The sequence below is a fragment of the Acinetobacter sp. YH01020 genome (genome assembly GCF_013420275.1).
Taxonomy (GTDB): Bacteria; Pseudomonadota; Gammaproteobacteria; order Pseudomonadales; family Moraxellaceae; genus Acinetobacter; species Acinetobacter amyesii.
The window spans coordinates 1-18,459 of the sequence record NZ_VOYN01000019.1 but is presented as its reverse complement, the minus strand read 5'-3'; the positions used below and the strand labels follow the sequence as shown (position 1 = coordinate 18,459).

At 40.8% G+C, this 18,459-nt stretch carries 16 protein-coding genes; 10 read left to right on the top strand and 6 right to left on the bottom strand.

Features of this window, described 5'->3' with window-relative positions; all coding sequences use genetic code 11:
- Window positions 1-27: 27 nt before the first annotated feature.
- From FTT85_RS09100 to FTT85_RS09095, 3 genes are all read left to right on the top strand, one after another.
- On the top strand, window positions 28-1,239 hold the full coding sequence (locus tag FTT85_RS09100) for an MFS transporter (RefSeq protein ID WP_180183378.1): 1,212 nt from the start codon (window positions 28-30) through the stop codon (window positions 1,237-1,239).
- Window positions 1,232-1,366, top strand: a complete 135-nt coding sequence (locus FTT85_RS18710) for a hypothetical protein (RefSeq protein ID WP_257221407.1) — start codon at window positions 1,232-1,234, stop codon at window positions 1,364-1,366. The genes FTT85_RS09100 and FTT85_RS18710 overlap by 8 nt, the downstream gene beginning before the upstream one ends.
- A 221-nt stretch (window positions 1,367-1,587) precedes the next feature.
- Window positions 1,588-2,544: a TauD/TfdA family dioxygenase gene (locus tag FTT85_RS09095; RefSeq protein WP_180183377.1), complete on the top strand. Its 957-nt coding sequence runs from the start codon at window positions 1,588-1,590 to the stop codon at window positions 2,542-2,544.
- A gap of 107 nt (window positions 2,545-2,651) precedes the next feature.
- Here FTT85_RS09095 and FTT85_RS09090 read toward each other — a convergent pair whose 3' ends face one another.
- Window positions 2,652-3,563, bottom strand: a complete 912-nt coding sequence (locus tag FTT85_RS09090) for a LysR substrate-binding domain-containing protein (protein WP_180183376.1) — start codon at window positions 3,561-3,563, stop codon at window positions 2,652-2,654.
- Window positions 3,564-3,665: 102 nt separating this feature from the next.
- On the opposite strand from FTT85_RS09090, the gene FTT85_RS09085 reads away from it, so the two are divergent.
- Window positions 3,666-4,517 (top strand): pirin family protein, encoded by an 852-nt coding sequence (locus FTT85_RS09085; protein WP_180183375.1) that lies wholly within the window; start codon window positions 3,666-3,668, stop codon window positions 4,515-4,517.
- Window positions 4,518-4,611: 94 nt separating this feature from the next.
- On the opposite strand, the gene FTT85_RS09080 is transcribed toward FTT85_RS09085, so the two are convergent.
- The gene (locus FTT85_RS09080) at window positions 4,612-5,595 is read right to left on the bottom strand and encodes an alpha/beta hydrolase (protein ID WP_257232136.1); all 984 of its coding nucleotides are present in this window, start codon (window positions 5,593-5,595) and stop codon (window positions 4,612-4,614) included.
- Window positions 5,596-5,930: 335 nt separating this feature from the next.
- On the opposite strand from FTT85_RS09080, the gene chrA reads away from it, so the two are divergent.
- Window positions 5,931-7,169 (top strand): chromate efflux transporter, encoded by a 1,239-nt coding sequence (gene chrA / locus FTT85_RS09075; protein WP_180183373.1) that lies wholly within the window; start codon window positions 5,931-5,933, stop codon window positions 7,167-7,169.
- 35 nt (window positions 7,170-7,204) lie between these two features.
- Here chrA and FTT85_RS09070 read toward each other — a convergent pair whose 3' ends face one another.
- On the bottom strand, window positions 7,205-8,317 hold the full coding sequence (locus FTT85_RS09070; RefSeq protein WP_111885530.1) for an AAA family ATPase: 1,113 nt from the start codon (window positions 8,315-8,317) through the stop codon (window positions 7,205-7,207).
- 142 nt (window positions 8,318-8,459) lie between these two features.
- Window positions 8,460-9,875: a Si-specific NAD(P)(+) transhydrogenase gene (gene sthA / locus FTT85_RS09065; protein WP_078190237.1), complete on the bottom strand. Its 1,416-nt coding sequence runs from the start codon at window positions 9,873-9,875 to the stop codon at window positions 8,460-8,462.
- Between the two features lie 206 nt (window positions 9,876-10,081).
- Here sthA and lipA point away from each other — a divergent pair, with 206 nt between their 5' ends.
- From lipA to FTT85_RS09050, 3 genes are all read left to right on the top strand, one after another.
- Window positions 10,082-11,095 (top strand): lipoyl synthase, encoded by a 1,014-nt coding sequence (gene lipA, locus FTT85_RS09060; protein WP_078190238.1) that lies wholly within the window; start codon window positions 10,082-10,084, stop codon window positions 11,093-11,095.
- Window positions 11,096-11,506: 411 nt separating this feature from the next.
- Complete coding sequence (locus FTT85_RS09055; protein ID WP_180183372.1) at window positions 11,507-14,020, top strand: acyl-CoA dehydrogenase; 2,514 nt, start codon at window positions 11,507-11,509, stop codon at window positions 14,018-14,020.
- Window positions 14,021-14,179: 159 nt separating this feature from the next.
- Complete coding sequence (locus tag FTT85_RS09050) at window positions 14,180-14,566, top strand: carboxymuconolactone decarboxylase family protein (protein WP_005008801.1); 387 nt, start codon at window positions 14,180-14,182, stop codon at window positions 14,564-14,566.
- A gap of 104 nt (window positions 14,567-14,670) precedes the next feature.
- On the opposite strand, the gene FTT85_RS09045 is transcribed toward FTT85_RS09050, so the two are convergent.
- Complete coding sequence (locus FTT85_RS09045) at window positions 14,671-14,928, bottom strand: hypothetical protein (protein ID WP_078191893.1); 258 nt, start codon at window positions 14,926-14,928, stop codon at window positions 14,671-14,673.
- A 186-nt stretch (window positions 14,929-15,114) separates the two neighbouring features.
- Window positions 15,115-16,293 (bottom strand): S1C family serine protease, encoded by a 1,179-nt coding sequence (locus FTT85_RS09040; protein WP_180064993.1) that lies wholly within the window; start codon window positions 16,291-16,293, stop codon window positions 15,115-15,117.
- A gap of 169 nt (window positions 16,294-16,462) precedes the next feature.
- Between FTT85_RS09040 and FTT85_RS09035 the strand changes: the two genes are divergently transcribed.
- Together FTT85_RS09035 and FTT85_RS09030 are read left to right on the top strand one after the other, a co-directional pair.
- Window positions 16,463-17,221: a Nif3-like dinuclear metal center hexameric protein gene (locus FTT85_RS09035; RefSeq protein WP_180183371.1), complete on the top strand. Its 759-nt coding sequence runs from the start codon at window positions 16,463-16,465 to the stop codon at window positions 17,219-17,221.
- A 156-nt stretch (window positions 17,222-17,377) separates the two neighbouring features.
- A complete protein-coding gene (locus FTT85_RS09030; protein WP_078192384.1) occupies window positions 17,378-18,004 on the top strand; it encodes a superoxide dismutase in 627 nt (208 codons plus the stop codon).
- Window positions 18,005-18,459: the final 455 nt, after the last annotated feature.

Genomic DNA, 18,459 nt, shown 5'->3' with positions numbered 1-18,459 from the left:
TTAAATTTAAAGAATGTAGACTGCTGTATGTCTGATACTCGTTTCTCGAAGCCCCTGATTTACATGCTCATTGGCAGTGCAATTATTTTGGCATTGTCTTTAGGGGTGCGTCATGCATTTGGCCTCTATCTCGTGCCGATGAGTGATGAATTCGGTTGGGGACATAACGTATTTAGCCTTGCCATTGCCATGCAAAACTTAATTTGGGGTGCTGTGCAGCCGATTACAGGGGCTTTTGCAGATAAATATGGCAGTAAGATCGTGGTCGCCGTCGGTGGTGCATTATATGCCCTCGGACTATTACTCATGGCCGTGAGCTCCACCGGTTTACTGCTTAATTTAAGTGCAGGTTTAATCCTGGGTTTGGCTCTCTCAGCCACATCCTTTCCAGTATTACTCTCGGCCGTAGGACGTGCAGCGCATCCGGACAAACGTAGTTTAGCCATGGGTATTGCCAGTGCCGCAGGTTCTTTTGGTCAGTTCATTATGCTGCCCTCTACGTTACTGCTACTGCAAAAATTGGGTTGGTCTTCAGCTTTGGTGGTTAGCGCCATTTTAATTGCGCTTATTATTCCTTTAGCATGGATGCTAAAAGCACCAATGTATGTTGCACCAAATGCAACTAATACGCATGAAGCCTCTCTGAATTTTAAACAAATTTTGCAATTGGCTTGGGAACATAAACCCTTTTGGTTTCTAGCACTCGGTTTCTTTGTTTGTGGCTTCCAAGTGGTGTTTATTGGCATCCATCTTCCGGGTTATTTAATCGATCATGGCTTTAATGCCACTACGGGCACTATTTTCCTCGCGCTCGTTGGACTGTTTAATATTGTCGGCACCTACACAGCAGGTTGGCTCGGTGGCAAATATTCCAAACCAAAGCTGTTAATGGGACTTTATGGTTTACGTGGCATTGCCATTATTGCCTTTCTTTTGCTGCCTTTAAGCACATGGACAATCTATGCTTTTGGCGTCATTATGGGTCTACTATGGCTTTCTACCGTACCGCTCACCAACGGTATTGTAGCCAATATGTTTGGCGTTAAATATCTCAGTATGCTCAGTGGCATCGTGTTCTTTACTCACCAAGTCGGTTCATTTTTTGGTGGCTGGTTGGGTGGTGTGAACCACGATATGACCGGTAACTATAATGCCATTTGGATTTTTTCGATTGTCCTGAGTATTTTTGGGGTATTGGTACATTTCATGGTTAATGAGGAAAGTGTCATTCATGACTAATTCAACATTATGGTTCCGACTCAGTATTGCCATCAGTATTCTGGCCTTGTTGGCTTTATCCATCGGCTTATGGAGCCAAACACCTGAATTATTTGAATACTTTAACCAAGCGTTTTGTGCGCATTAAAAACGTATTGAAATCTTAATTCCGACCCAAACTGCTGTTTTATCAACACTACAACAGCAGTTTTTTAGCTATTTTCTACACGATTCAATAAAAGCTGCATTTTCAGCATATTAGTATTAATAATACGTTTTTTCATAAACTTAGCTTATTTTTTAATTTTCCATCCTGTGCTTTCTTCCATAGATTAAGTCTCAATAAAGAACAAATTGAGAACTTATGAAATGACCGCATTAACTCAACTTTCGCAAGCCATCCATGATGCTCCACGTTGGCATCAAGCAGAACAATTTCAAGATGGCAATGAAATTCGTATTGAAGCGCAACATGACCAAGCTTTGGGGGCTGTGGTTTATGGTTTAGATGCGCGTAAAGCACAGTCTGGGGAAACCATCTATCGTTTAAAACAAGCGCTGGCAGAACACTTGATTTTAATTTTCAAACATCAAAGTCTAGATGATTTACAGTATCTCGCGTTTGCAAGTTATTTCGGTTCAATCTTCCGTCCCGGTGCAGATATTCCTGTGCTAGCGTCACAAGATGATACCGGTACACCACCAGACGTGGTACTCGTTTCAAATGCAGTCGGCAAAGGTGACTATACTGGACATGGTGAATTGGCTGCGCATGCAGATCATCAGTGGACTCCACTGCCATCTTTTGGTTCATTACTCTATGCCATTGAACTGCCACAAGACGGCGGACAAACCTCATGGTATAACACCATTAAAGCCTATGAAGCTTTAGATGAAGCGACACAAAAACATTTAGACCAACTTCAACTCATTACCTATAACCCGTTTGTCCGTGCCAAAAACAATAAAGGCACAACGGGCTATGGCGCTACACCGCTATATCGTTTCAAAGACCAACCGATTGTTGGACATGCCTATCCACATCCGCTTGTACGTACCCATCCAGAAAGTGGCCGTAAAGGGCTGTGGTTAAATGAACGTTCTGAAGTGGAATTGGTTCATTATGATGATCAGTCCGGCAGTGAATTGATTGCATCTTTACGTGAACATTTATTGAAACCTGAGTTTCGATATGAACATCAATGGGAAGAAGGTGACATTGTATTTTGGGATAACCAAGCCACTTTACACTCACGCCGCCCTTTCCCTTCAGACCAACGCCGCTTATTAAAGCGAATTAGCCTAGCAGGAGGACGACCATACTAATGTTGAACTTCATGCCAACAATAAAAAATAAATAACCCAGCAAAATCCGTGTTTGAGCAATAACTCCAAATAATTAAAATTTTAAAACAATAAGAACACTGCTCAAATTACGGATGATCTATATCTAAGGCCTTAAAACCTGAAATCAAATGGTCTAACATCGCACGCACACCCGGCAGCATGCCTTGTCGTGTCGCGTAGGCAACATGGATGACCCCTTGCGGCAATTGCCATTCAGGAAACAGTTCAATTAACTCACCACTTTTTAAAGCATCACGTACAAACACTTTGGGCAAAGATGCGATTCCCACGCCAGAAAGAGCAGCAGAAATCATCGCACTAAAACTGTCAGTTCTTAAGCGTGGATGAAATTCAATTTGTTGAGTTTCACTTTTTTCACGATGTCGGAAATCCCAAAAATGTTTAGGCCGGTCAAAACCAATACACGGAAAATTTTGAATATCAGCCAATTGCTGTGGCATTTCACGCTCTAAGAAAAGTTGTGGCGATGCCACCAAAACATGATCCCAAGCATCTAAATCTCGAACGATCAAATCACTATCCAATAAAGGTATATTACGCACACGAATGGCTAAATCTACGCCTTCCTCGATAACATCAACCCGATGATTGGTCGCCATCAGATGCACACTGATGTCTGGATATTGCTGCATAAAATCAGTGACCATTTTGGCAACAGGCATTTCCACCAAAGCCACAGGACAAGAGATTTTAATTTGGCCACAGAGTTGGTCATTCAACGTACTAAGCACAAAGTTTTCCGTTTCGCTGACTTCCTCTAAAATTTTTAAGCAATGCAAATAGAACTGTTGTCCTATTTCAGTTACTGTAAATTTACGCGTATTACGCTGAATCAAACGCACCCCCAAACGGGTCTCTAATTCTGTGATACGGCGTGATAGCTTAGATTTTGTAATACCTAATGCTTCACTGGCTTTGGTATAACCTTGGTATTTCACCACTTGCACGAAATAGTAATAGTCATTTAAATTTTGCATGATTGTTTCATTTTTAGAATAATCTGTTGAGTTTTTCGCCCTGTCATTCCCTCACTATACCTCAATAATAGATCTCAGAAGCAATAAATTGAGGGCTGAATTATGAATTCAATCAAACGTGTTTATCATAGTGATCGTAGGACTTGGGTGGGCGATGGCTTCCCAACAAACTCTATGCTCCCTATGCAAGAAATGGGCAATCAAATCAGTCCATTTCTCGTTATGGGCTATACCGGCCAATATCACTTCTCTCCAAGTCATCATCAACGTGGTGTTGGATCACATCCACATCGTGGCTTTGAAACAGTAACCATTGTTTATGAAGGTGAATTAGAGCATTTTGACTCTAAAGGAAATCACGGCAGTATTGCCAAAGACGAAGTGCAATGGATGACCGCAGGTCGAGGCATTATGCATGAAGAACATCATTCTAAAGATTTTACCAAAACAGGCGGAAATTTAGACATGGTACAACTTTGGGTCAATTTACCTAGTCATGCCAAAATGACTGAACCTCGCTACCAAGAACTGACTACAGCAAACATTACTGAAGTTAAACTTGCACAAAATGCAGGCGTGGTACGCGTCATTGCTGGCCAATTTGAAGATACATTGGGCGCAGCTGAAACCTTTAGCCCGATGAATGTATTGGATGTGCGCTTGAATGCAAATGCTGAACAGGAATTTTCATTCAACCCACATTGGAATAACATGATTTTTGTATTAAGTGGGGCGATCGAAATTGAAGGTCAACGCTTTGATGCGAAACAGACTTTATATGTCAGTGACCAAGTATCGTCCTTGAAACTTAAATCTTTTGAAGCAACCAAACTGCTTATTTTAAGTGGCGAAGCTTTAAATGAACCGATTGCGGCACATGGACCATTCGTCATGAATACTGAAGATGAAATACGTCAGGCATTTTATGATTTTCAACATGGTCATTTTGCTTAAATATTTCCACGATAAAGTCCCAATAAAAAAACCGCCTTCTGGCGGTTTTTTTATATCTATGTTGGTATGAATTACGCATCACGCTTTCAACAGATTATTGCGTGACTTTTTGATAAAACGCATCTATTGCATTGACCATTTGCTCAAGTCCCGGCTGTTCCAAAGGATAATGTCCTGCATTTTTCAACAGCACGACATCGACTGGAACTTGATGAATCCGTGCTAAAAATGGCTGACTTAAAGCCAAAGGCGTCCAGCGGTCTTGTTCAGGCTGTGTCAGTAGAATTGGGCAGACATTAAACTGCTCCGGTGGCGTGTCATTTTTATAATATAAATACGAATCTAGAAATTTAACCGATACACTATTCCCTGCGGATGTTTTATCTTTTAAGAAGACCTGCAATGCTGCGTCATTATTCACCAAGCGATGCATTTTACTTACCCAACGCATCGGCATTGGCAATGCTGATAATGGTATATGTGCTGTCACATGAGCCATTGGACTGCCCACGCGGCTCATAAATTTATTCAAAGAGACTTGATCACGCACGGTTTTATTTGAAGTATCTAGAAAGGTCATACCGACGATGCCTTTGACCTTTTTATTCTTTGCCGCCACGTGATAAGTCAACATACCACCTGCACTGAGCCCATACAAAACGATAGGACGATGATCTTTTTGTAGCTCGGCTTCAATGAGGTCATTGCCTGCTTGAACCCAATCATCATAACGAATTTTTGAGCCCTTTTTGACTTGAGTTAGGCCATAACTAGGCATATCAATAGCGATAGTTTCATAGCCACGCTGTGCCAAAGGATGACCCAAAATCATCGACATTTGTCGACCATTTGTTCCCACACCATGAAACAGAATCACCTTCACTTTTGCCTGTGGATTCCGATAAGTATCTAAGTGAACAGTATGACCCTGCCAACTCCACCACTCTTCTTTGGGTCGCTGCGTTTCTGTTAAATGGTATTCTTTGGGTAGATAGTGCTGAATGCCCTGCCAACTGTTTTGATCTGTATAACTTGCTAATGCTTGTGAAGCAAGTAGCTGATCATCTGCAAATGCCATGATTGAAAGTAACGATGCAATGCCACTCATCAACCACTTCAATAAAGCGCTCAAAATTTCTGATAAGGTGTCTGATTTTGGAGAAGTCATTTTTAGACAATTTTTTATGTGTATGTGCTGATGCTAATCAGCGGCGGAAACCGACGCCATGTGCATGTGGGACAGCACTATGTCACTTCGTCCAATTATCTTTTTCCCTGCTAAGCACTTCAAAATATTTTTGAAGCAGGATTTACATACTCCTGCAATAATCAGCCTTTAAGATCTTTTAACTTTCATAATTTTATCCTTTAGAAATTCATAACCTTACTTTTGATTTTAAATATTGGTAACGCATGAGCCAGTCCAAACCACAACGAAACCTTGTCATCTTTCTCACCTTTTTAAGATTAGGCTGTATTGCATTTGGTGGACCTGCGGCACATTTGGTGTTGTTTTTTCAGTATTTTGTGAAACAAGAAAAATGGATAACGGAGCATGAATATGCGCATTTGCTTGCCTTGGCTCAAGTCCTTCCAGGCCCAACCAGTAGCCAGCTCGGCATGGCAATTGGATTTCAACTCAACCGCTATCAAGGTGCTTGTTTTGCGTGGTTAGGCTTTACTTTACCTTCAGCCCTACTGATGTGTGCTGCGGCGATTTTAAGCTTAAAACTGAGCGATCAACTCTCAACTTTATTCTTTCATGTTATTCAGTTAATTGTACTAGCCGTTGTTGCATGGGCGTTTTGGCAAATGATGCGAAGCTTTTGTAAAACAAAATTTCAGTATCTGGTCATGCTCTTGGCTGCATTTTTTATTTATTTCTTTCAGTTTTCTCTAAATCAAGTTTTGGTGATTCTAGCTGCTGCAATTATCGGTTTAGTTATATCGTCAAATAACTTGCACATCAAAAAGCCAAATATCGCCGAAACAGTTCCACCCAAACATGACAATTTTAGCCAGAATGCACATGAAAATACTCGCACCTCTTGGCTATGGCTTCTCGCCTTTATCAGCCCTTTTTTCGTTCTGCCATTCTTCGATATACAACATAGCAATGTATTGGCATTCAGCTTAGAAAGCTTCTACCGCACAGCATCCCTCGTCTTTGGTGGTGGACATATTATTTTGCCATTTTTACATCAGGACTTTGTCTCTACAGGACTGATCAGTAATGAAAATTTTGACTTAGGCTATGCCCTTGCGCAACTCATGCCGGGACCTTTGTTTAGTTTCTCCGCCTATCTCGGCACACTTTTACCCATGACTGATGTGCTACTCTTAAATGCTGTACTCGCGACTGTGGCGATATTTTTACCATCATTTTTATTATTGTTTGGCTTATTACCGTTTTGGAATAAGTTGATGAAATACCCGATGCTTTTCGGCACCTTAAAAATAATCAATGCTGCTGTCGTCGGTCTATTACTGTGTCTACTATTTCAAATGAGCCAGAAATACATCATTCAATGGACGGACTTTATATTTGTTGTCGTCGTTATTGCTTTACTTCGCAGCAAGCTGCCAGTCTGGTTTAGCTTAATAAGCAGTTTTATCGGCTATTATGCTTTTTTAACTTTTCTACCTTTTTAAACTTAAGCAAAAAAAACTATAGCTAAAGGAATAATCTAATCCTCATCGATTAAGCTTGCACCCTTGACCACGGTCTTCCCCTCGACTTGATCTAGTTGATAATGCTGCACATCACTATACTGTTTGATCATTTCAACCAGTTCATTGGAATGTGTGGTCAACCAAAGCTGCGTATAGCGACTTGCTTCGGCAATCAGCATCGCCAAGGCAGGTAATAAATCGGGATGTAAGCTATTTTCTGGCTCATTCAGTGCCATAAAATTTGGGGGTCTTGGACTCAATAAAGCCACAGCTAAACACAAAAACCGTAAAGTCCCATCTGAAAATTCGGCACTTTCCAAAGGTCTTAAGATCCCTTGCTTTTGCATCATCATTTGAAAGCGCCCACCCATTTCCTGCACATAAAATTGGGTCTGCGGAAAGGCTTTTTCTAGTACTTCAAACAAGGTTTCACTGTTACCTCGCTCACGCAAGGTTTCAAAAGCTGCGGCTAAATTTGTACCATCATGCGCTAAAACTGGCGAACGAATCCCCACCTGTGGGACACGAATCGGTGAATTTCCACTGACTGAAAACTCATGATAAAAGCGCCAGTTTTTCATAGTTTCACGCACTTGTGAAACTTCGGGATATAAATGTGGATCGGACAATTGTCCAAACACCGACTCTTCAGGTGTTAAAGACATCGGATAAGCAATCCGTTCTTCATCAACATTTTTAAGAAATGCCGCTTGGTTGGTTCTCTCTAACAACTCGCTCATTTTTCGACGTTGATAACCGCTTAACCAAATTCCTTCTACTTTGACCAAAGGATCGAGTGCAAACAAGGTGATGAGCGGTTCAGGAAAACCTATTTCAAGTTGATATTCATAATGCTCCATCTCCACTGCAAGCTTCATGCGCTTAGGGTCTTTCGATCGATCACCCGCACGGTGACCACCTGCCCACATGATTTTTTGAATCCCGCCCTCATTTGCAATAGCTTGGGATAATTGGCCATTTGCAGCTTCATGCAGGAGACGTACAGCTTTATATAGATTGGATTTACCACAACCATTCGGACCACTGACGATATTCAGACGCGATAAGGTCAGATTCATATGATGAATAGATCGAAAACCTTGAATGGTCACTGAACGGATCGTCATAAGCTACCTAAAATGAGTTGGAAATGCTGATGATTATAAGTGGATTGAATGTATATTTTGCATACACTTTATTCTTACCATAAAAAACCCGCAAGCCGAAACTTACGGGTCTTTCATTGTACATTCTAAGTTCAATTTAGCCTTAGAATAAACGGTTCATACCATTCAATGTTGCCACACGGTACGCTTCCGCCATAGTCGGATAGTTAAATGTGGTTTCTACGAAATATTTAATCGTATTGTTCGGGCTGTTCATCACGGCCTGACCAATGTGAATAATTTCCGCAGCATTATTACCGAAGCAATGAACGCCTAAAATTTCTAAAGTATCACGATGGAACAAGATTTTAAGCTCGCCCACGGTATCACCGGTAATTTGTGCACGTGCCAAATGACGGAAAGATGCCTGACCCACTTCATACGGAATTTTTTCTTCAGTTAACTGTTGTTCAGTTTTACCAATCGAAGAAATTTCAGGAATTGTATAAATACCTGTAGGAATATCCGTTACAGGTGCAATTCCTTCTTCACCGCTCATGTTAGAACCGGCACAGCGACCTTGGTCATATGCAGCAGATGCAAGTGAAGGCCAACCGATTACATCACCCGCAGCAAAGATATTCTCTACTTCAGTTTGATATTGATCATTCACGGTTAATTGACCACGGCTGTTTGGTTTGATGCCTACATTTTCTAGGCCTAAACCATCTGTATTACCAGAACGGCCGTTACACCACAAAATCGCGTCGGCTTTAATTTTCTTACCACTTTGCAAGTGCAGAACCACATGATCATCATGTGTTTCAAGATGATCAATCTGTTCGTTGTGGCGAATCAATACACCCTGCTCACGTAAACGATATGACAATGCATCTGAAATTTCATCGTCTAAGTAGCTGAGTAATTTGTGTTGTGTATTGATCAAGTCAACTTTGTGGTCTAGACCAATAAAGATAGACGCATATTCACAACCAATCACACCTGCACCATAAATGATGATTTTTTGGATTGAATAATCCAGATCCAAAATTTTGTCTGAATCAAATACGCGAGGATGATTAAAGTCTAAAGCAGCTGGACGGTAAGGACGTGAACCTGTAGCAATCACTAATTGCTGGAATACTAAAGTTTCCGTCATACCTTCATTGCTAAAAATCAAAACAGTGTTTTGATCTTGGATATACGCACGGCCGTGGAAAATATCAATTTTATTACGGTCATAAAAACGTGAATGAGTTTCAACTTGTTGTTGAATCACTTTATGCGCATTACGTAACACCTGTTTCATCGTGAACTGTTTCCATTCACCGACTTTTTGGAACATAGGGTCACGTTGGTAACGTAAAATGCTTGAAACGGTCTGACGCAATGCTTTACTTGGAATTGTTCCTACATGGGTACAGTTACCACCAAGCTGTTCACGCATATCTACAATTGCAACTCGCTTACCTGATTTAGCAAGTTTCATTGCAGCGCCTTCACCCGCAGGGCCAGAACCCAGAACTACCGCATCGTATTTCACGAAAGTTCCACTAACGACCTCTTTCTTACGTGGCATTCAACGCTCCTTTACAAATATTCTTTAATCTAGGCTGTATTATGACGTATATCCTAACTTTTTTGGATATTTAGCTCACATATATTATGTGATAACCACATTTATTATATGAATATCGTTTTCCCCCTATTTAAGCTCAAGTCCGCTATAATGATTGAGCTAATTTTTTGAATATCTCCTCGTCAAAAACAGTGGAAAAGTTGAATATGTCTGAGAACCGTAAACCTGTACAGGGTGTAAAACTTCGTGGCGCAGAAAAAGTCGCTCGCATACCTGTGAAGGTCGTGCCAACGGTTGAAACGCCTCGTAAGCCTGACTGGATTCGGGTCAAAATGGCTGCCCCTGATGAAGTTCAACGTATTAAAACAACTTTGCGCGCACAAAAATTACATACCGTGTGTGAAGAAGCGGCTTGCCCGAACTTACCTGAATGTTTCGGTGGCGGTACTGCAACCTTTATGATTATGGGCGATATCTGTACTCGTCGTTGCCCATTCTGCGACGTTGCGCATGGTCGTCCCAATGCTCTTGACCCAGATGAACCACGTCACATGGCAGAAACCATTGCCAATCTTGGTTTGAAATATGCCGTAATTACGTCGGTCGACCGTGATGACCTAGTTGATGGCGGCGCACAGCACTTTGTTGACTGTATTAAAGAAGCTCGTGACTTGAGTCCAAAAACACTTTTGGAAATTCTAGTTCCTGACTTCCGTGGTCGTATGGATGTTGCCCTTCGTATTATGACGGAGTGTCCACCTGATGTGTTTAACCACAACATTGAAACCGTGCCACGTTTGTATAAAGCAATGCGTCCGGGCTCTGACTACCAACACTCTCTAAACTTATTAAAAATGTTTAAAGAATACTGCCCAGATGTACCAACTAAATGTGGTTTGATGGTCGGTATTGGTGAAACTGAAGAAGAAGTGATCGCGTTATTAGATGACTTAAAAGCACACGATGTTGACTATGTCACCATTGGTCAGTACTTACAGCCCTCTAAAGAACATGCCCCGATTGACCGTTTTGTAAGCCCAGAAGAATTTGAGCGTTACACTGCACATGGCCAAAAGCTTGGTTTCAAAAACATTTGGGCTGCACCAATGGTCCGTTCAAGTTACTTTGCTGACCGTCAATACTATGGTGAGCCAGTGCCTGCGGTACGTCGTAAAACTGATCCTGCAAAGAAAATTGCAGTTCAAACGATTGAAGCTTAATCACTCTTAGATTTAAAACATCTCAAATTAAAAGCCCTCATTGATTGAGGGCTTTTTTATGGCTTTCACACTCAGCCCAATTCATTTACCAATATAAGATCTTTCGAAAATAGTGCGTTCCTTTAAACGGTATCCAATATATCGAATCATCCAAGTTTACGTAATGTGACATTTCTTTGCCCGATAGGGATTGTGTTGTGATTATTTATTAATCAATCTATTGATAACACTTTATTTGCGCTTTCATTATATTCGCGCAATTGTCCAATCATACTCACCAGCCGAGTGATGCCATTTTGACAGTCTCATGCACTTTAAAATCAGAAAGACAAAAGATGAGATCATTTTTAAACGCATGTAGGCTGTTTTAAACGCATAACGCTCTGGCCCTTGTCACTGGAGCCATAACAAATGCTATTTATACTCAGTGCCGTACTCTTGATTTTTGCTCTTTGGGCCGTTTTTTTCTTTGAACTTTCACGTGCTGTAGGCGCAATAACACTGATATTTGTTTCAATTGCACTCGCCTTTTTAAGCCCATGGTCATTGATACTTGGCATCCCGCTTATTGCTTTAAGTTTAATTGTGTTGATTGACCCACTGAGGCTCAATCTGCTCACCAAACCTGCCTATAAAACCTTAGCAAATGCGATGCCGAGTATGAGTACTACGGAACGTGAAGCGTTGGATGCAGGAACAAGTTGGTGGGAAAAAGAGCTATTTATGGGCGCGCCTGATTGGAAAAAATTTGAGGCTTATCCCTATCCTCAGCTTAGTGCTGAAGAACAATCCTTCATTGATAATGAAGTCGAGCAACTTTGTGACATGCTCAACGAGTGGGATATTCACCATAAACATAAAGACCTCCCACCAGAAGCTTGGCAATTCATCAAAGATAATGGTTTCTTAGGATTGGTGATTCCAAAATCGTATGGAGGCCGTGAATTTAGCTCATTTGCACAAAGCCGTGTCATGAGCAAGATTGCATCCCGCTCACTGACTGCCGCAGTCAGTTGTATGGTGCCCAACTCGCTTGGACCCGGGGAATTGCTACTACACTATGGTACTGAAGCACAAAAAGATCGATATCTCCCAGGCCTTGCCAAAGGTGAAGAAATTCCATGTTTTGGTCTCACTAGCCCTGAAGCCGGCTCAGATGCAGGCGCTATTCCAGATACAGGTGTCGTCTGTTATGGCACCTTTGAGGGACAACAAGTGCTCGGCTTAAACATGAATTTCTCTAAACGCTGGATTACCCTTGCACCGATTGCCACCGTCATTGGTCTAGCATTTAAACTATACGATCCAGATGGATTATTGGGAGATAGAAATAAAACTGAATATGGCATCACTTGTGCACTGCTACCGGCGAGTCATGAGGGTGTCATTACAGGTCCACGTCATAATCCAGGCTCTCCGTTTATGAATGGTACAGTTGAAGGCAAAGATGTCTTTATTCCCTTAGACTGGATCATTGGAGGGATTGAAAATGCCGGCAAAGGCTGGCGTATGCTGATGGAATGTTTAGCGGTTGGTCGTGGCATTTCACTCCCAGCTTTGTCAACGGCAGCCGGAGAAATGGCATATTTAAATGTTGGTGCATTTGCCAAAGTTCGTCAGCAGTTTAAAATTTCTGTAGGTAATTTTGAAGGTGTACAAGAAGCTTCGAGTGATATCGCATCAGACGCTTATATGCTTGAAGCATTTCGCTATTTGGTGACTTGTGGTTTAAACCAAGGCGGCAAACCTGCTGTAATGACTGCAATGGCCAAATACTATGCCACTGAAACCATGCGGAAAGTGGTGAATCATGGCATGGACATCGTCGGTGGACGTGCCGTGCAAATGGGGCCTCGTAATTTTTTAGCTTTGAATTATCAGGCCATTCCTGTGTCAATTACTGTCGAAGGTGCCAATATTCTAAGTCGCTCTCTGATGATTTTTGGACAAGGCTCCATGCGTTGTCATCCATATTTATTTGAAGAGCTACAATTACTTCAAGCCGAAGATAAAAACGCTGCACTCAATACATTCAACGAAATGCTCTTTAAGCACTTGGGCTATACTTTTAACCGAACTGCACGTGCCTTTGCTTATGCGTTCACTGGTGGCCCATCAGACTCACCTGCTTCAGCGGATGAATTTAGTCGCCCCTACTATAAAAAAATTAATCGATTCAGTGCCGATTTCGCGCTGACTGCAGATATGTGTCTTGGCCTTTTAGCCGGCGATATTAAACGTAAAGAAATGCTCTCTGGCCGACTTGCAGACATTCACTCTTATTTATTTATCGCGACGGCTATTCTTAAATATTATGAACAAGGTCAAAGAAGTGAAGCTGAACAATTACATGCGCAACTTGCATTAGATAAAGCTTTGTACAATGTTGAAAAAGCTTTCCAGGGCTTATTTGACAACTTCCCAATGCGACTAGCCGCAAGTATAGTAAAAATCATCTGCTTTCCGTTTGGACGAGTTGTTGCTAAACCGACAGACCGTTTAAAACGTGAAGTTGCCACTCAAATGATGCTAGACAATACTTTCCGCCAAGAACTGAAAAAGCACGTGTATTACAGCACAGCAGCAGATGAAGTTTCTGGTCGTATGGAAAATGCCTTTTTACAACTGTTAAAAATTGAACCGCTGTGGAACCAATTTAAAAAAGCTGAATCTAAAGGTCAATTCAAAGGTTTAACTTTTGAAGCACATATAGCCGATGCAATTGCACAAAAAGTCATTACTGCCTCCGAAGCTGAACAGCTCAGCACTTACAACATTCAACGCTATGACAGTATGCTCACAGATGTATTTGACATGCAGCTCATCCACGAACTTGAGCTATCCAATCCACATTTAACCATTTCACCAGAAGTGAAAAAGCAACAACACACTGATGATGAACCAGAAGCCTTCCTGCGTTATTAATCAACTTCTTCATCGATTTTGAGCTTTATTTTTCTCAAAATAAAAGCCATTCCACTGTTAAACAATGGGATGGCTTTTTTATACGACCATCAGCCAATGGTATCGCAGAGTCAAAGGTATAGGCTGTACTGCAAAATTACATCACAGAGGGTTTGCTACATGTCACAACAAGATTATGAAAATGGCTTAAAAGTTCGTACTGAAGTTATGGGTGAAAGTTTCGTTAAACGTGCTCAAGACAATACCGTGCCATTTACTCAACCTTTGCAAGATTGGATTAATGAGCATGCATGGGGTTCAACTTGGCAGCGTGAAGGCGTTTTACCCCGTAAATATCGCTCACTGATTACTATTGCATTTTTAACAGCACAAAAAAGTCCGACAGAACTCAAAGGTCATGTCCGAGGTGCTTTAAATAACGGGGCGACTGTAGAAGAAATTCAGGAAGTATTACTTCATAGTTTGCCATATTGTGGTGCACCAGCGACTCAAGAAGCCTTTCGTGCGGCGCTTGAAGTCATTAACGACTATCAAAAATCTGAATAAGATACTGCGTTATAAAACAGTTTTAGAAAACTACGCTTAGCGTGGTTTTCTAAAGGGTTTCATCTTGTTTTTAACTTACGACCTTAAATGCAGTGAATCCCGAATCAAATCCAGTAGACATTAAAATTATAGAAGAATTCATTCACTTCAAATCGAACTTGATATCCCAATTCTGTAAGCTCAGCAGATAAACTTCGAATCTCTTCTAAAGCTAAATGCTTGGGTAAAACCGTAAATACGGCGGTATTCCCCTGTTTGGCATTTTCCTCAATCAGCAAAGCCAAACGTGTCTTATATAAGGCGATATCTAAATTGGCTTGACTGGATAAAACTTTGGCATGTTCAGCGGGTAAAAAGCTCATATTCTTATACGCTTATCTGATTATTATTGCTTATAAATTAAGCCAAATTCAGCAAAGCGTGCAATGCATTTTTGTAATTGATATTTCAATTACAAAGCGCATTGTTTGGCGCAAACGATGCTCTTCAAAGCGATATACAAAAAAAGGTACTCAAAAGAAATCCCTCATGACGAGGGATTTTCTATGCTAGCGGGGTAATGGAATATATTGCGAGTCACTGTTTTGAGTTTGCGGTTTACGCTCTCCCACTTGTACAGGTAATGTCATCACCTTTCCGTCTCGCTCAATGTCAATTTGCATAGTGCTCAATGGCGCTTGTTGTGCAACGTAGTTGATTAAATGCGAAGTCGAGGTAATTAGCTCATTATTCACTTTCATGATTTTATCACCACGTTTTAAACCTGCTTGTGCTGCAGGTCCATTGCGAATGACATCTGCGACAATCACGCCATTCACCCGTGGATCTAAAATATTTTCTTGTTTAATTGGAAGTAAACTAATACCTAACCAACCACGTACCACTCGCCCATCTTTTAAAATAGCGTTCAGCACTTGTTGGCACACTTTTGCAGGAATGGCAAAACCAATCCCCAAAGAGCCACCTGACTGCGAGAAGATCGCGGTATTTACACCAATTAAGTTCCCTGCAACATCAATTAAAGCACCACCAGAGTTGCCGGGGTTGATCGCCGCATCTGTTTGAATAAAGTCTTCGTAAGTGTTGATTCCCAAATCTGAACGACCTGTAGCTGAGATAATCCCTTGCGTAACCGTCTGACCCACGCCAAAAGGGTTACCAATCGCTAGGACGACATCACCGACTTCATTGCCACTTAGCTTAAATGGCAAAACCGGTAATTGACTCATTTCAATCTTAATCACAGCTAAGTCTGTATCTGGGTCTGTACCTACAACTTTCGCTTCAGCACGGCGACCATCATGTAAAGCCACAACGATCTGATCGGCCTGCGCAATCACATGGTTATTCGTCAAAATATAGCCATCTGGACGAACAATCACACCAGAACCTAAACTATTTTCGTTTTGATTGGTTTGATCTGGAAGTTGATTACCAAAAAACTCACGGTAAACCGGATCATTTAATAAAGGATGATCCAATTGTTTCACTTTTTGCGTAGTGAAAATATTGACAACCGCTGGAGCCGCAACTTTTACCGCAGCACTATACGAAACTACACCGCCTGTACGCGACGTATCAATGAGGGGCTCAACCTTTTCTGCAGGCATTTTGACCCCATCTGGGGCAATGGGTGCTTTAGGTTTTTGAACCTGTTGCCATGTAAAGAAACCGATGATCACAAGTATTAATAATACCCAAGGTAACCATGTAAAGGTCCGACGCACGTCTATATCCTCTAAATTTTATAATTCATTGATGGCTAAATAATTTATATCGTATTGTAATGTAATATTTTCAACAAACTTAAAAATAAACACAGAGATTTGTGATTCTTTAGTTACAATTTAAACAATCGTAAATTTTGATGCATCTTTTTGAGATTTTGGACAGTATATGGCTCAGTTAAGTGAAATTATTCAATGGTGTGATAGCACACTCAAAGCACATGAATTTAAGGACTATGCTCCCAACGGCTTGCAAATTGAAGGCTCAGCAGAAGTGCATAAAATTTTATGTTCAGTTACCGCGTCACAAACAGCGATTGAAGCCGCGATAGCAGCAAAAGCTGATTTGCTATTGGTACACCATGGTTATTTTTGGAAAGGTGAAGCTTACCCAATCACAGGTATGCGTGGCAAACGAATCAAAAGCCTGATCAAAAAAGATATTTCATTAGTTGGCTATCACTTACCTTTAGATAGTCACCCTACTTTAGGTAATAATGCAGCGATAGCAGATTTGCTCGAATTAGAGAATATTGAAGCCTTAGATCCTACTGAGCGCAATCCTATTGGTAATGTTGGTTATTTAAAACAAGCAATGACTCCAGCGGCGTTTAAAGACTTCGTTTCTGAAAAATTAGGATTTGATGCCATTCACCTACCGGCAGATAAACCATCGATTCAAAAAATTGGTTTGTGTACGGGTGGCGCACAGGACTTTATTGGCAAGGCGGCTGCATTAGATTGTGATGCGTACATTTCAGGTGAAGTGAGTGAACGCACTTTTTATGAGGCTGAAGAATTAAACGTGCATTATTATGCATGTGGACATCATGCAACCGAGCGTTATGGTGTACAACGACTCGCAAAAGCTATTTCAGAACAGTTCAATATTGAGTATAGTTATTTCGAATTAAACAACCCGATTTAATTTAAATCGTCTTGGTCTTTGGCTCAGTCCTTATACGTATATTTTCAGGCTTTATTCTGTATTGTTATTTATAAGCAATGCGCATTTTACTGCAAGAATCTATTACAATAACGGCACTTAATGTCAAAACCCAGCAAAATGCAAGGAATTGAAAACATGACAACGATTACTTTACCAGCGTTACCTTACGGTTACGAAGATCTTGCTCCGCACATCAGCAAAGAAACTTTAGAATACCATCACGACAAACACCACAATACTTATGTGGTTAATCTAAACAAAGCAATTGAAGGTACTGACCTTGCTGGCAAAACTTTAGAAGAAATCATCACTGCTGTTAAAGGCGATGCTTCTAAAGCTGGTATCTTCAACAATGCAGCCCAAGTATGGAACCACACATTCTACTGGAACTGTATGGCTAAAAACGGTGGCGGTAAAGCTACTGGCGCTTTAGCAGCTAAAATCGACGAAGCTTTCGGTTCTTACGAAAAATTCGCTGAAGAATTTGCAAATGCTGCTGCAACTCAATTCGGTTCAGGTTGGGCTTGGTTAGTTGCTGACGAAGTAAACGGCAACCTTTCTATCCTTAAAACTTCAAATGCTGACACTCCACTTGCTCACGGTAAAGTTGCTGTGTTGACTATCGACGTTTGGGAACACGCTTACTACATCGACTTCCGTAACGCTCGTCCTAAATACATCTCTACTTTCTTAGAAAGCCTAGTGAACTGGGACTATGCAAACGCTAAATATGCAGGTCAAGCTGCTGGCGTTGAAAAATAAGTTTTAAAACTTATTCAAAAGTCAAAAAAATCACCCTTTTAGGGTGATTTTTTATGCTTTAAATATCATACTGCCACAACAAACAATATTACACAAAAGAATGAATCAAGAGCCATTACTAATCATAAAAGCAAAATATACCAAAATATTAGTGATGTTTATCTTTATCACTATAATCCAGTATGTGAGTTACTCTTATGTTCAAGAATCTATTAAATATAGTTTTAATTCAGCACTAATACTGACTGGATTATCAATTATGGAATTCGTCTTAATTTTACTTATCATCAAAAATGGACTGCCACAAATTAGATTTTTCGAAAGTCATTAGACTTCCTTCATAAATCATTTTTCAATCAATTTAATTGTTTATCTTTCACCCAATCTAAATTGTATATGCCAGCAAGTAAATTAAACCGCAGGTTTAATCGTTTACGACGATTTCTATATACACA

What these genes read in the sequence shown, in the direction of transcription:
- FTT85_RS09035 (WP_180183371.1), top strand. Translation starts at nt 16,463, where the DNA reads ATGGCTCAGTTAAGTGAAATTATTCAATGGTGTGATAGCACACTCAAA.
- FTT85_RS09030 (WP_078192384.1), top strand. Translation starts at nt 17,378, where the DNA reads ATGACAACGATTACTTTACCAGCGTTACCTTACGGTTACGAAGATCTT.
- sthA (WP_078190237.1), bottom strand. Translation starts at nt 9,875, where the DNA reads ATGCCACGTAAGAAAGAGGTCGTTAGTGGAACTTTCGTGAAATACGAT.
- FTT85_RS09050 (WP_005008801.1), top strand. Translation starts at nt 14,180, where the DNA reads ATGTCACAACAAGATTATGAAAATGGCTTAAAAGTTCGTACTGAAGTT.
- FTT85_RS09080 (WP_257232136.1), bottom strand. Translation starts at nt 5,595, where the DNA reads ATGGCATTTGCAGATGATCAGCTACTTGCTTCACAAGCATTAGCAAGT.
- FTT85_RS09045 (WP_078191893.1), bottom strand. Translation starts at nt 14,928, where the DNA reads ATGAGCTTTTTACCCGCTGAACATGCCAAAGTTTTATCCAGTCAAGCC.
- FTT85_RS09090 (WP_180183376.1), bottom strand. Translation starts at nt 3,563, where the DNA reads ATGCAAAATTTAAATGACTATTACTATTTCGTGCAAGTGGTGAAATAC.
- FTT85_RS18710 (WP_257221407.1), top strand. Translation starts at nt 1,232, where the DNA reads ATGACTAATTCAACATTATGGTTCCGACTCAGTATTGCCATCAGTATT.
- FTT85_RS09085 (WP_180183375.1), top strand. Translation starts at nt 3,666, where the DNA reads ATGAATTCAATCAAACGTGTTTATCATAGTGATCGTAGGACTTGGGTG.
- FTT85_RS09100 (WP_180183378.1), top strand. Translation starts at nt 28, where the DNA reads ATGTCTGATACTCGTTTCTCGAAGCCCCTGATTTACATGCTCATTGGC.
- lipA (WP_078190238.1), top strand. Translation starts at nt 10,082, where the DNA reads ATGTCTGAGAACCGTAAACCTGTACAGGGTGTAAAACTTCGTGGCGCA.
- FTT85_RS09095 (WP_180183377.1), top strand. Translation starts at nt 1,588, where the DNA reads ATGACCGCATTAACTCAACTTTCGCAAGCCATCCATGATGCTCCACGT.
- chrA (WP_180183373.1), top strand. Translation starts at nt 5,931, where the DNA reads ATGAGCCAGTCCAAACCACAACGAAACCTTGTCATCTTTCTCACCTTT.
- FTT85_RS09070 (WP_111885530.1), bottom strand. Translation starts at nt 8,317, where the DNA reads ATGACGATCCGTTCAGTGACCATTCAAGGTTTTCGATCTATTCATCAT.
- FTT85_RS09055 (WP_180183372.1), top strand. Translation starts at nt 11,507, where the DNA reads ATGCTATTTATACTCAGTGCCGTACTCTTGATTTTTGCTCTTTGGGCC.